Source organism: Sinorhizobium psoraleae, assembly GCF_013283645.1.
Classification (GTDB): Bacteria; Pseudomonadota; Alphaproteobacteria; order Rhizobiales; family Rhizobiaceae; genus Sinorhizobium; species Sinorhizobium psoraleae.
Window position 1 is genome coordinate 1118326 of the sequence record NZ_JABEKV010000003.1, and the last position, 12130, is coordinate 1130455.

The window sequence follows — 12130 nt, forward strand, 5'->3', positions numbered from 1 at the left end:
TCGACTTAGCGGAACTTTCGCGGCTTTACGAGCTACTGGATGAATATGGCCGGACCCTCAGTGATCCAACTAATGGTCCGCTTAATATCTTTGATATTCGAGGCCTTCCACCGGTGGGAAGTGAAGCAGATCGCAAAAGTCGGCCAATTTCACTTTCCCGGCTTTAACCTGCCAATCGCAAAAACTGAGTGGGTCTGGCTGAAAACGGGGATGTGGGTTGATTACCTGGATGAGGGCGGCCGCCCCCGCGAGGAATTCGGTCTTCACGGCGGTTATGACAACGAAGGCAATTTCGTGTTCCAGCCCGAGGTTCTGCCGATCCCCGATTATGTCCAGAGCCTAGATAAAGCGTTGGAACTTAAAAATAAGCTGTCGTTCGCGAATTTGCGGATTGTTGAGCTCGATGGGGATTTCCTCACATTGTGGAAAGCGGCGCTCGTTGCCAAGGATGGCAAAACTCTCGAAGAAGAGGCCGCCACCGCCTCGGTCGCTGTGCTGAAGGTGGTGCTGCAGGCTCTGATCCAAAGCCCCGAAGAACTGAACTGGTCGAAGTTTGGGCCTCCCTTGCAGTGCCCTGATAATTGCGACGTTTCCGCGACCTGACGCGCTACATCGCCACGTACCCTTGTGCCTCCCGCTGCCGCTTGCGGGTGGCTCACTCTGGCAGTCGGCTGCAAAGGATCGTAGATTTGGAGCTAATTCTGCCAACGACCGGCGAGCGCGCTTTCGTGCAAGTGAAATCGCAGGGACCGATGAGGCTTGTCTGGGCACAGTACGTCCTTGACGATCGGGACACCATCTTCAGTCACAGTGAAAAATGAAACGGGCCGGCGATGCGGCCCGTCGAAACGGCGTGACAGCGAGGCGTTTGGCCTCAATCCCTGCCGCTAGTTACATATTTATCCCACATGTCGAGCAGGCGCTTGCCGAGATTCGGATCTGAGGAGAGTTGCCAGATCATCGATTCCCACTGTTGAGCGCGTCCAACAGGTGTCAGCCTCCCCGGAGCACCGCCAGAATATCTGGACCACGTGGGACGATGGCCCTTGGCTAAACTTAAGGTCGGGAAGGCTCTTGTATTAGTGCGTCGCGATTTCATCGACGCGGATGGTGCCAGCGACGCCGGGAGGCCCGTAGGTCCGTCGGACGAGGCTCCACGGCTGCCGATAGTCGAATGCAGACTTCCAACTACACTTGAACAGCGTGTGATAGACTAGGTCGAACCGCATGAGGGACGTGAACATCTGGATGTCGACGACCGTTATAACGTCTCCGCGCAGCCACAGTCGTAACTGGAGAAGCCCCTCCAGAGGAGGCCGGCGCCCAAAGACACGAGATAGAGTTTCATGGGCTCCTGATTGTCGGCCGGTGCTCCAGCTTGTGTTCGAAATCGAAATACGAACGCTGTGATCAGCGCCCCTCTCACCTCCCTGGTCCGCCTTGACGACAGACCAGAGGGTGCCCAGTGATAATTACTGGGCGGGGTTCGGACCGATGCGCTCGCCATGGGTCACGCGCTCGGGCGCCTTGTGAACCATGGTGTAGGCGTAATCGACGCCGATGCCGTAGGCGCCGGAGTGTTCCTTCACGATGCTCATGACGGCGTCATAGGTCTCCTTGCGGGCCCAGTCGCGCTGCCATTCAAGAAGAACCTGTTGCCAGGTCACGGGAACGACACCAGCCTGAACCATGCGGTCCATTGCGTATTTGTGCGCATCGACCGACGTGCCGCCGGAGGCGTCCGCCACCATGTAGATTTCGTAGTCGGTGTCGTGCATGCACGACAGCGCAAAGGTCAGGTTGCAGACCTCGGTCCACAGGCCGGCGCAGACGATTTTCTCGCGGCCGTCCTTGGCGTTTTTCGCCAGCGCGTCGCGAACGTTTTGGTCGTCCCAGGAGTTCATCGACGAGCGCTCGAGCAGTTTGTTCTCTGGGAACACCCGGAGCAATTCGGGGAAAGTGTTGCCCGAGAAGGACAGCGTTTCCACCGTCGTGATCGTCGCCGGGATGTTGAAGGCTTTGGCGCCCTTCGCCAGCGCAACGACATTGTTCTTCAGCAGCTGACGGTCGATGGATTGAACGCCGAACGCCATCTGCGGTTGCTGATCGATAAAGATGACCTGACTGTTCTGAGGCGTCAGAACTTGGAGGAGGTTATTCATTCTAGTTCTCCGTTATGGACCCAAGATTGGTTGTTGCCCGTCGGGCGCAAAAGAACCGCGGGATCAGGACGCTGCGATGAGGGCGCACAGGAGGGCAGGACCTGATCAACCTCGTCGTCGTTGATCATGTGGCCCATGCCGGCGTTCCCGTGCGTCGAGCTTCGCACCACGCAGGCGCATCCCAACGGATGCGGTTCACATGATTAGGAAAGCGCCACTTTGCACGCGAGCAGCATTTTGGCGCGATTAATTCGGCACGAATGCAGTTTGAAAGGCGATCGGGATCTTGCGATTGTTTCGACGCACGACGGACAAGTGGCTCGGACACGCGGACCAGCCCGCGCAGGAGGATCAAGATATGGCGAACGCAACAAAAGCGAATGGCAAAGAGGCCGCCTATTTCGGCGTGCCGTGGGAAGATGCCTACGGATACGCACAGGCGATCAAGCTCGGAGACACTATCTATGTGTCCGGCCAGGTGAGCCACGACGACAAGGGCAATTTTGTTGCACCCGCGGCTCTCGATGGATCCCGGAAACCAGTCGACTTCTCGATGATGGAGCATCAGATGCGGACGGCCTATGCCAATGCCGTCACGCTGCTGGCGCGCTTCGGCGCGACGCTGGACAACGTTGTGGAGGAGACGCTCTACGTTCTCGATGTGGATGCGGCGTTTGCTGTTGCAGGCAAGGTGCGCAAGGAAGCTTACGGCACCGCGCGCCCTCAGTGCGCCAGCAACCTGATCGGCACGACAAGACTGGCCCAGCCTGAATTTCTCATCGAAATCGTCTTCAGGGCAGTGCTGTCCGGAAGAGAAGCGAACCCGAACTGAGCTTCGCTACACTCGACTGGCCCGAAGTCGTTCCCCGGCGCCCCTCGATGAGGTCGCGGTGCTTGCTGATCGCCTCGATACAGTGTGTCATGAACGCGTATACTCGACCCGACTTCCGGATGTCAGGATGGGTCAACAGCCATAGCTCATCATTGAGCTCTGGCTCGACCGCACCGACGCGTACGAGATCCGGCGAGAGATCACCGAGCATACAAGGCAAATAGCCTACCCCCAGACCCGCGGCGATGGCTGCTGCGGCGCCAGCGACCGAATCCGTCCGGTAGGCAATCTTGTCGTGGTCCACGCGTTTCTCGACAAAGCTGAAGGCTTTAAGGCCGGACAGTTTCCCCCCGTAGGAGACCCACTGGCGATCATGGAGCGTGTCCGTGGCGGGCGAGGACAAAACTAAGTTGAGAGAGCCGGCATAGGGGGCCCAAGCAATGTTGGCGACTTTCCGGCCAAAGAGATTTTCCGGCGGCATTTCTGTCGCTCTGACCGCGATGTCCGTTTCCCCTCGCGCCAGGTTCAATGGGCTATTCCCAACGATCACCTCCACCCTGATTGCGGGGTTGCGTGCCTTGAAGTCGGCAATCATCGGCGTGAGAAAGTGCAGGAGGAGGGAATCGCTTGTCGTGATGCGCAAATCGCCAATATGGCCCTGGACATGACCGGAGACACGACGGGCCACGCTGACGACGTCCAGCTCGACGCGCTCAGCGAGCGCGATCAATTCCTCCCCCTGGGCAGTGGTCACATATCCCGTTCGGCGCCGATCGAAGAGCGTGACGCCCAGGATTTCCTCGACCTTCGACAACCGTCGCGCGATGGTCGAAGTGTTGACGCCGAGCATCTTGGCTGCCGGGGCGAGAGCTCCACTCTTGCCGACCGCGCGTATGATGCGAAGATCGTCCCAGGAAAGCTTAGAGATGGGATCGCTCACGGTGCCCCTCCATTCGACTCGACCTCACGAGCCATCGACGACCCGAAAATGGGTAATGCGACGACGCGAACGGACCAACTCCTGCTCTCGTCACCGCAACACCCTCCGATCGGTGATGGAGGCGTTGGGTCACTGATCGTTCTATCCGCCGCTTTGGGTTGAATAAATGGTCAGAGAAGCTTCGTCAAAACCAGACAATAAGACCAGGCCGCTACACTTGCTACCGATCATGTCGAACGCTGACTATGTAAATCATACCAACATTATGACATCTGCCGGATATCACCGCTTGCACGCGCCGACGTGACACCCCGCGGCCGAAGTCGATTGAGCGATCGTGAGGCAATGGAGCTTCGCAATGGATGCAGACCGCATCTCAGACGATCGAAGGCGCCGGATCATCCGGCGCCCGGCGGAGACGGTGTTCGGCTTTTACCGGGACGGTCACGGCCGAACCCGGCACGTACAATGTCGCGGACGGCGATCCTCTGCCCGTGTCCGAATGGATGCCGGCATTCGCCCGCTGGGTCGACGCTCCCGAACTACCTCGAATAAGTGTGGCCGACGCGCTCGCGGTCGCTGGCGAGGAGGCGGTTTACTATCACATGAGCCTCACCGGGGCGTCCAACGCCCGAGGCAAGGCGAAGCTTGGTTTCACGCCGCGCCGGCTACTTTGGGCGAACAGCGCGCGCTGATCGAGCGCGACAATCGGAAATCGGCGGCGGGCTCTGGCCACATGTCCTGTCGCCTTTTGCAGTTCGATTGGAGAGGCTTGGATCGCCGCGCTCGCCTGGTTACATCACGATAGAAGTGGCCGAGTTAGCGGTTCGTAGGTGCGCCGATACAAGGCGTCGCCGAACAGCCGCAACACAACGTTCCGTAATGCGCTCGAACCGCTTCTAAGCTTGTCGCGCGAGCGTGACTTCGTCTGAACCCATTCGATACGGCTGATCCGGTTCTCGTGGAACTGCTCCAGAATGCGCTCAATAGGACCGCCTCGTGAGACGAGTTCTGCTAGAACGACCGCGTCCTCGATGGCCATGCCCGCACCTTGGGCCATGCTGGGCGACGAAGCATGCGCGGCGTCGCCAATCAGGACATGACGATCCGCTATCCAGCGCTGCATTCGTACTTCTTGCAGGGGTGCGCAGTGCATTCGGGCGGTTGGATCGAGGTTCGCGACGATAGGGCCAAGAGGCCCGGCAAAGCCACGGAACAAGCTTTTCAAAACCTCGATGGAGCCGTCGCCGAATTCAGTCGAACTGCAATCGGCATATATGTACGTTTCCCTCTCGCTGATCGGAATGCCGAGCAGGGTGCGGCCATGTCCGAGCATTGCCGTCCAAGTATCGATTTCGCCGTTATTCTGAACCACGGTCCGCCAACAGGTAATGCCGATTTGGCGAGCGGCATCTGGTCCGAAGGTGGCATTTCGCAGCGGCGAATTGACGCCCGCTGCGCCGATCACCAGATCATAATCCTTTTCCTGTCCGTCGGAGAAGCGAACCATGCGCTTCTCGCCGCTCGACACTGTCGAGATCGCTTCTACGCCATAGGTCACCGTGCCAGGATCCAGCGATCTTTGAAGGATACCAGTAAGGGATTGGCGAGAGAGCGAGAGGCAGGGCCCGCAATGCTCCCAGACTTCCGCGGTTCGGACGTCGTTCAGAACGGTTCCCGAGGACGAAAGGATGCGTTGGGCAGTGATCGGATAGGCGAGGGACTTCAAACCGTCTAGCAATCCCAGATCGCCAAGCGCTCTCGAGGCGTTCCCCAACAGGAAGATGCCCGCCCCCGCGGTCGGGGGCTGCTCCCGCCGTTCGACTAACTCACACGCGACGCCCTTCAATTTCAATGCTCGCGCGGCTGAAAGTCCTGCTATTCCTGCTCCTACAATCAATACTCTCATTGACTTTCCCGATTGAGCGAGCCGCGCCGAGGTCTCATTTAACTTGTCGGCACGCCTATGCCATCCTTTCGGTGACGACGCAATCAAGCTGGGCGTAGACCACACGAAGTGCGAACGTCCGCAATTATAGAATTGCCCCCACAAGCCGTACTGCGAAAACGTCCGTCTGGTGCCCCGGACCTGGTTGAAGTTGGCGAAGGTTTGAGACGGAAACGGATGCTGAAAGCAGGCTGGGCCGGCCGAAAGGAGCGGCCCAGAGGGTTGAAGGAATCACGCAGAAATGGCTTCCACGGCATTTTCTGCGTTGAGCTTTGTCAGTGTCGGATAGTCTGTGTATCCCTTGGCTCCAGTTCCATAGAATGTGTCCCGGTCTGGCTCATTAAACGGAGCGCCCAACTTCAGCCTTTCAACGAAATCTGGATTTGCGAGCCCCCACCTCCCAACAGGAACAATATCAGCGAGGCCAGCGGCGACATCGGAACCAATGGCTTCGAGGGGCCGATTGATCCGGTTCACAAGCAAGGCATTGGGCCACACGCGACGTATATCCTTCAGTAGGTTGTCATTGCCATTGTGAGCCAGATGAACGTAGGCGAGGTCAAATCGCGCCAGCTCGGCCACGAGAAGGCGATAGAGCTCATCGCTTCAGCGCCTTCATCTATTCCGCCAAGACGTGACCCTGGCGACAAACGAATGCCAGTGCGATCTGACCCGATCTCGCTCGAAACTGCTTCTGCGACTTCCAGGGCGAAGCGAATTCGATGGGCGATTTCGCCGCCATAGGCATCCGTTCTGACATTAGCGTTCGGAGAAAGGAATTGCTGGACGAGATATCCATTGGCTCCGTGGATCTCGACACCGTCCGCGTCGGCCGCGATTGCCTTTGCGGCTGCGTTGCGGAAATCGTCTATGGTCAACTGAACCTCGGCGAGAGAAAGCGGGCGGGGCGTCGGCGTATCAAGCAAGCCTTGGTGCGTATACATCTTTTCACCGGGCGCGATCGCCGATGGGCCGACCGGAGTTCGGCCGTGAGGAGTACTTACGGGGTGACCCATGCGACCGGCGTGCATTAACTGAATGAAGAGGTGGGCGCCTTTGGCATGGACCGCGTCCGTAATCTTCCGCCAGCCAGCAACATGATCTTCGGTATAAATGCCTGGCGTGTTTGGAAACCCTTGGCCGTCATCTGAGGGCTGAGTACCCTCCGAAATCAGAAGGCCGAGCGATGCGCGTTGGCTGTAGTACTCAGCTGCCCACTCACTCGGTACACCATCGGCGCGTGCGCGGCTTCGTGTTAGAGGCGAAAGGGCAAGACGATGGTTAAGCGTAATGCGTCCGAGTTTGATTGAATCCCAGAGTGTTGTCACAGTTGCGTCCCTTCGTGATTGAGCGGTTGAGCTACAGTTACGAGGGCGAACATAAGTCGTATCGGTTTCAGTCTGAAGATGATAGAACTGCGCCGAACTGGATCAATTTTGAGACGCCATGGACATTTCTGCACTTTTTGATTTTAACCTGGTTGCGATTCACGGCGGATTTGGCAAAGCGAGCCGTGCAAGCGGTCGCTCGAAGGCGACTTTGGCAAGGCATGTCAGTGACTTGGAAACCAGTCTCGGACTGCGGCTGATAGAGCGCGGCTCGCACCATCTTCGGCTGACGGAAGAGGGACGCCACCTCCATGAGCGGACGGTGGGCTTGCTCGGCGAAATCGTTGAAATCGGCGAGGCTCTCCAGTCGGGGTTCACGGAGCCGCGAGGGCAGTTGGTCGTTACGGCGCCCCTCCTATTTTCGCATGCCCTTCTGGGACAGCTCGCAGCCGATTTTGCTGCGACCTTTCCCAAGGTCTCCCTTACTGTTCTTACAGACGATCGTCTCATCGATTTGGTACAGGAAGGGGTCGACGTCGCTATCCGCGCTAATCCATCCAGCGACGAAGATCTCGTGGGGAGGTGTTTTGCGCACGATGATATGGTGGTTGTCGCTCATCGGCGCATCGCTGCATCGTTGGGCAACCAAAATGGAGGAGTGCGAAGCATTCCGGTCATTTCGATGCCAAACCGACCTATTCGGTCGCCGTGGTCACTGACAATTGGGGGGCAAACGGACCTCTGGCAACCGGATGTGCGCCTTCAACTATCATCGCTGCTGATGATACGCGATGCCGTTCTCGCTGGTGCCGGTGCCGCCGCACTGCCGCGCTCTGTAATTCGGACAGAGGTCGAGCAGGGGAGCCTCGTCGTTCTTGGAGACGTACCCGACAGTGCAGTGGATTATTGGATTTTGCACCAGTCCCGGCGTTTGGTCAGCACCAAAGTGACGGCCTTCACCGAGTTCATCATCCAGTCATTCCCCGACCGTCGCCTTTGAATGTTTAACGCTCTCTATCAATCGCCTGGAAAGGGGCGGCGGCGTGATCGGATGATTGCGCCGGACGCCAAGGAACGGATTGCACGTAGCGGGCGGCCCATTTGCGCGTGGAATCTCACGCAAATGTTCACGAATCCCTCCTTGCACCTCTTCTCGGATGGGCAAGGCGCCTCGCAGTTACGAGCGTCACCATGGATACAATTGGGTGTGGTGACGCAAACTGCGCCTGCGTCACCACGAGAATCAGGGGACGTATGCCGTTATGTCGAGGAGCGTATGAGCACCGGAAACCACTAGCGGTCCGCCCAGTACAATGCTCGTCGATACCGGTTTAAGATTCGGGAAATGTGCAGCCCACTCGTCCATCGCCTCGGCAAAGTTCTCACCATGATCGTGAAAACAAACTCGCCGGATCACGTTTTCGAGGGAACTGCCGGATGCCTCGCAAATGGCGGCGACGTTTTTCAGCATGTAGCGCATTTGCTCACGCGCAGGCAGCCCGTAAAATGGAAAGTTCGGGTGTCGGGCCATGCCAGGCGCAAGATCTCCGTTGGAGTCGGCAGGCATTTGTTGGCTGAAGAAGAGGAGATTTCCAACCTTGACGGCCTGTGGCTCGTGGCTGAAAGGTTTCGGAGCCTTATCGGTGTAAATGGTCTCGATGATTTTTGTGCTGTCGTTTGCCAACAACGTTAGCGCCACCTCTACCCGTCGTCCCCGACCCCCGGTCATTCCCATGTAAGGCATTACCACACGAGCCGGTGGATTATCCGGGAACCAGCGCTTCCATGCGATTTCCATCGCGGGGTATTCAGACGGATGTCCAATGTAGACTTCAGCTTTCACGGCGCGGCTCAGCGACGAGCCTGCCGCAGTAGCTAGCGAGTTCAGATGCTCGAAGATCTCATTGGCCTGTTGCTCCGTGCTTTTGCCGTTGGTGTCGCGCGCCCAAGTCTCGCTCGACAGCAATACCCAGTCACCCCGCCGAACGGAGGAAGCGGAGCCAGGCTTTTGAGCCGTTGCGTCGAAACTTACATTTTGGCCGCCGTCATCGATGCAGATCAGATCCACTTCCAACAAGGTGTCCTTGACCATCAAAGCTTTTACGCCCATTGCAGTCGACGACGGGCCGGGGCTCTTGAGAAACTTATCGCGTTGGGAGAAGTGCGCATTGGTCTCAATTCCGGGCCAGTTAACCCCGCTCTCAAATTCATCCATCGTTGGATTTGGGGACGCCATCCACTGCCATATGCGTGCTGTATCGCGTCCCATATCGAGGCCGGCTGCCGCGACAGTCTTCTCGACGTTCGACATGACGAAACGCGACTGTAACGATAGATGCTCAGCCGGTGAGTCACTATCACTTCTCGCTTGAGGCGCAACACCAGTTTCAAAATCACTGGCAAGCTGCCCTGCTATGAACAACCAGCCCGCTGCCTTAATTGCCGGCGTGTAAGGCATTAGTGGTTTTTCGAGACCGCCCGGCCAAACACCTTGAGGGGCACCGTTTAGGCTTTTAGAGTTGGATTTCGGCTTTTCGGCTGAGGCCGAACTGCTCGCGGTCAAAACCATACCTGTGGCAGCGGTTTGCATAAATGTTCTCCGACTAATAGACATGCGTTTTGCTCCAGGGTTTAACTGTAGAGGTTTCTTATGCGGCGACGGCGAAGCGGCGTCGCACCAGGAGCAAGCTCGTCTGACCGCAGATAAGTCAGTTAGGGTTCAAGTACGCTTGCCGGATCGAGCCGTGGACCGTGCTGCACTCATTCCGGTGCTTTGTGCGCCATCGTGCAGGGCATAATCGACGCCCATTCCGTATGCGCCGAAATGCTCTTTGCGATCTCGATGACCGCATCACTTCTGAGACGACATGTTCAAGCGTCAGGCCAAATCGAGCCAAGAGGTTGGCAGCATTTTCGTATGTTTTCCCAAGGAACGCCGAAGTAGTCTTCGGCCCGTTCATTGCGAATAGCCTTCATTAGGCAAAACGTGGACTCGATTTATATTTGGATCTATTTGTCTCTTTTACTCTACACAGAGCGTTGAGCAGGGCAACGAGCTATTTTGCATAACCGCTCGTGCAAAATTGCCCGATAGGTGCGCTCAGCCGTGCGCTATTGCGTTATTGATCTCGCCTTGCCATCTCTCCTTCGATCAGGGAGCGTTGGCGGATAATCTCTGTGGCGCAATAGCTCGTAAAACAACTTATGCGGCTGGATTTTCTCAGGTCCGGATGCGTTACCAGCCATATTGGTTCTGCAAGTGCCGGCTCCGGCCTGCCCAGGCGCACTAAGTCGCCAAGAAGGTCGCCGAGCATACAGGGAAGCTATCGACTGCGCGTGTCGCTACCCGCCCGTGGCGAACCGCCGCGATGCGCGCCATCACCGGGTTGTCGACCGTCTGCGCCAATATCCGCTGCGCCGCTCGGCCTTCACCCTCGACAGGCCGCTGTATTTGCGCCGGCCGAGAGGTGCCGGTGCAAACATTGCCGCCGGGCTTGGAGATCATGAACGTCCGGGATTGAGTTTGCCTTTGCCGCTGTTTCCGCTCTTGCTGCCCTTTCCGCCGCCTTCGCCTCTGGCGATGCCTGTAGTGCCGCCGCCGCTGCCCGACTTCGCCACAGCTTGTGACGTGAGACTCGCTGGCACAGCAACGTTACGGCTGGTGGCGTAATCGCCGCAAAGCGGCCGCAAGCTTTCAGAGGCTCGCGTCTGCGGAACGGTCCCCAATCGGGATCCGCCTTCTCGTCAATGGGGTTCTGTCTTGGGTTCGCGCAGCGGCGGTGCCAAAACCACGGCTTTCGCGAAAAAGTGATCGACCCTATTGCCTTTAGATTGCTGTTTTCGACCTCATCAACCAGGGTGCAAATTTTGGCTCAACCGCCGACAAACTAAAGTGAAATTAGACGGTCGGTGGCCAGGGCAGCAGTTTTTGATAAACGTGCGTCAGCTATTTTATCGCTGGCAGCTAGCGCAAAGCGCGAGTTGCTGAGCGGGTTGTGCTGTGTAGCCTCGCCACCGTTGGGGGATTTCCCCTGTGTGAGGAGGAGACAAAATAAATGAAAGTCATGCTTTGCGTGGCGGCCGCTATGGCCGGCCTGACGTTTGCTATGCCCACGCTCGCGCAAGACAGCGAGCCGATCGACGTGTCGCTGACCGACGTGTCACTCAAACCGGTCGGACCCGCCTCATAGCAAAAGTGAAGCTTGGCTCCGCGCTTGGAAAGTTTGTTGACCATCGATGCCACTGATGCCGGCTCCGAGGAAATGTCGCCGAAAAACCGTACTTCGCCGTTGCGGCTTCCATTGGCTATGGCCACAGAAATCTTCAGCTTCGACGTATCCAGGCCGATGAAAATTACGCTATCTTCCTTCATGGTTCGCCCTCGTTAAACTATGGGGCTCGGCTCTGGCTCTATCCAGAGCAACCCCCGAATTTAGTTTACCGCGGGGGCGGGCCACCTTCAGCCCACGAACATACGGTCTTCTGTAACGGGCCGCCGCGAGTCAATCCCTTATGAGCTTAATCCCTCGCCGAGTGCTTGCTTCTGTCCGCAGTCGACGCTTGGCCGCTGCTCTATGGGGTCTGCTGAGGACCGGCTGGCCAATCTAATCACGCGCAGTCACCTGAATGCTGCTTGCCGTATGGCGGCCTAACCCATCCATCGTCCCGGCGAAGGGACCTTGCTCGAGGGCTGATGGCAGTGCCCCCGAAGGCTCTCTTGTTGTCTCCTTTCGGCTCAGGCGGCCATGGCTGGCATCGGCTTATGGGGAGTGAAATTGGTTCCGTCCCTGAGCATGTGATGCAACACGACCGCCAGCTTGCGGGCCAGCGCAACGCGCGCCTTTCTGGGCCCCGCGCGTCTGGCGACCGCCAGCGCCCAAGTCTTAAGGTCCGATCCTCTGACCGGCCGGGTCAGGATGA

General features: G+C 57.8%; 7 protein-coding genes and 5 pseudogenes. 4 read left to right on the forward strand and 8 right to left on the reverse strand.

The window, feature by feature from the left end; translation table 11 throughout:
* The first annotated feature begins 39 nt into the window (after window positions 1-39).
* Entirely contained in the window at window positions 40-603 is a 564-nt protein-coding gene (locus ILFOPFJJ_RS20830) for a hypothetical protein (protein ID WP_173512452.1), read from the forward strand.
* An 869-nt stretch (window positions 604-1472) separates the two neighbouring features.
* Here the strand turns inward: ILFOPFJJ_RS20830 and ILFOPFJJ_RS20835 are convergent.
* Window positions 1473-2162 carry a hydrolase gene (locus ILFOPFJJ_RS20835; protein ID WP_173512453.1) on the reverse strand — a complete coding sequence of 230 codons (690 nt, stop codon included), beginning with the start codon at window positions 2160-2162 and terminating at the stop codon, window positions 1473-1475.
* Between the two features lie 358 nt (window positions 2163-2520).
* On the opposite strand from ILFOPFJJ_RS20835, the gene ILFOPFJJ_RS20840 reads away from it, so the two are divergent.
* Window positions 2521-2994, forward strand: coding sequence for a Rid family hydrolase (locus ILFOPFJJ_RS20840; RefSeq protein WP_173512454.1), 474 nt, complete (start codon window positions 2521-2523; stop codon window positions 2992-2994).
* Here ILFOPFJJ_RS20840 and ILFOPFJJ_RS20845 read toward each other — a convergent pair.
* Window positions 2954-3934 carry a LysR family transcriptional regulator gene (locus tag ILFOPFJJ_RS20845; protein WP_173512455.1) on the reverse strand — a complete coding sequence of 327 codons (981 nt, stop codon included), beginning with the start codon at window positions 3932-3934 and terminating at the stop codon, window positions 2954-2956. The two genes, ILFOPFJJ_RS20840 and ILFOPFJJ_RS20845, sit on opposite strands and share 41 nt — an antisense overlap.
* Window positions 3935-4371: 437 nt before the next feature.
* Between ILFOPFJJ_RS20845 and ILFOPFJJ_RS20850 the strand changes: the two are divergent.
* Window positions 4372-4629 (forward strand): annotated as a pseudogene (locus tag ILFOPFJJ_RS20850) (NAD-dependent epimerase/dehydratase family protein); the annotation flags it as partial.
* 104 nt (window positions 4630-4733) lie between these two features.
* On the opposite strand, the gene ILFOPFJJ_RS20855 reads toward ILFOPFJJ_RS20850, so the two are convergent.
* Both ILFOPFJJ_RS20855 and ILFOPFJJ_RS20860 read right to left on the reverse strand, forming a co-directional pair.
* Complete coding sequence (locus ILFOPFJJ_RS20855; RefSeq protein ID WP_173512521.1) at window positions 4734-5843, reverse strand: FAD-dependent monooxygenase; 1110 nt, start codon at window positions 5841-5843, stop codon at window positions 4734-4736.
* Between the two features lie 270 nt (window positions 5844-6113).
* Window positions 6114-7210, reverse strand: a pseudogene (locus ILFOPFJJ_RS20860) (alkene reductase).
* Window positions 7211-7328: 118 nt separating this feature from the next.
* On the opposite strand from ILFOPFJJ_RS20860, the gene ILFOPFJJ_RS20865 reads away from it, so the two are divergent.
* Window positions 7329-8210 (forward strand): LysR family transcriptional regulator, encoded by an 882-nt coding sequence (locus ILFOPFJJ_RS20865; RefSeq protein WP_173512456.1) that lies wholly within the window; start codon window positions 7329-7331, stop codon window positions 8208-8210.
* Window positions 8211-8453: 243 nt separating this feature from the next.
* On the opposite strand, the gene ILFOPFJJ_RS20870 is transcribed toward ILFOPFJJ_RS20865, so the two are convergent.
* The 4 genes and pseudogenes from ILFOPFJJ_RS20870 to ILFOPFJJ_RS34685 form a co-directional block, all read right to left on the reverse strand.
* Complete coding sequence (locus ILFOPFJJ_RS20870; RefSeq protein ID WP_210267490.1) at window positions 8454-9800, reverse strand: Rid family hydrolase; 1347 nt, start codon at window positions 9798-9800, stop codon at window positions 8454-8456.
* Between the two features lie 911 nt (window positions 9801-10711).
* Window positions 10712-10959, reverse strand: a pseudogene (locus ILFOPFJJ_RS35155) (hypothetical protein).
* A 419-nt stretch (window positions 10960-11378) separates the two neighbouring features.
* Window positions 11379-11582 (reverse strand): annotated as a pseudogene (locus ILFOPFJJ_RS20875) (IS110 family transposase); the annotation flags it as partial.
* A gap of 363 nt (window positions 11583-11945) precedes the next feature.
* Window positions 11946-12130 (reverse strand): annotated as a pseudogene (locus ILFOPFJJ_RS34685) (IS110 family transposase); the annotation flags it as partial.

Coding starts and splice junctions, on each gene's coding strand:
- ILFOPFJJ_RS20830 (WP_173512452.1), top strand. CDS start 40: ATGAATATGGCCGGACCCTCAGTGATCCAACTAATGGTCCGCTTAATA.
- ILFOPFJJ_RS20835 (WP_173512453.1), bottom strand. CDS start 2,162: ATGAATAACCTCCTCCAAGTTCTGACGCCTCAGAACAGTCAGGTCATC.
- ILFOPFJJ_RS20840 (WP_173512454.1), top strand. CDS start 2,521: ATGGCGAACGCAACAAAAGCGAATGGCAAAGAGGCCGCCTATTTCGGC.
- ILFOPFJJ_RS20855 (WP_173512521.1), bottom strand. CDS start 5,843: ATGAGAGTATTGATTGTAGGAGCAGGAATAGCAGGACTTTCAGCCGCG.
- ILFOPFJJ_RS20865 (WP_173512456.1), top strand. CDS start 7,329: ATGGACATTTCTGCACTTTTTGATTTTAACCTGGTTGCGATTCACGGC.
- ILFOPFJJ_RS20870 (WP_210267490.1), bottom strand. CDS start 9,800: ATGCAAACCGCTGCCACAGGTATGGTTTTGACCGCGAGCAGTTCGGCC.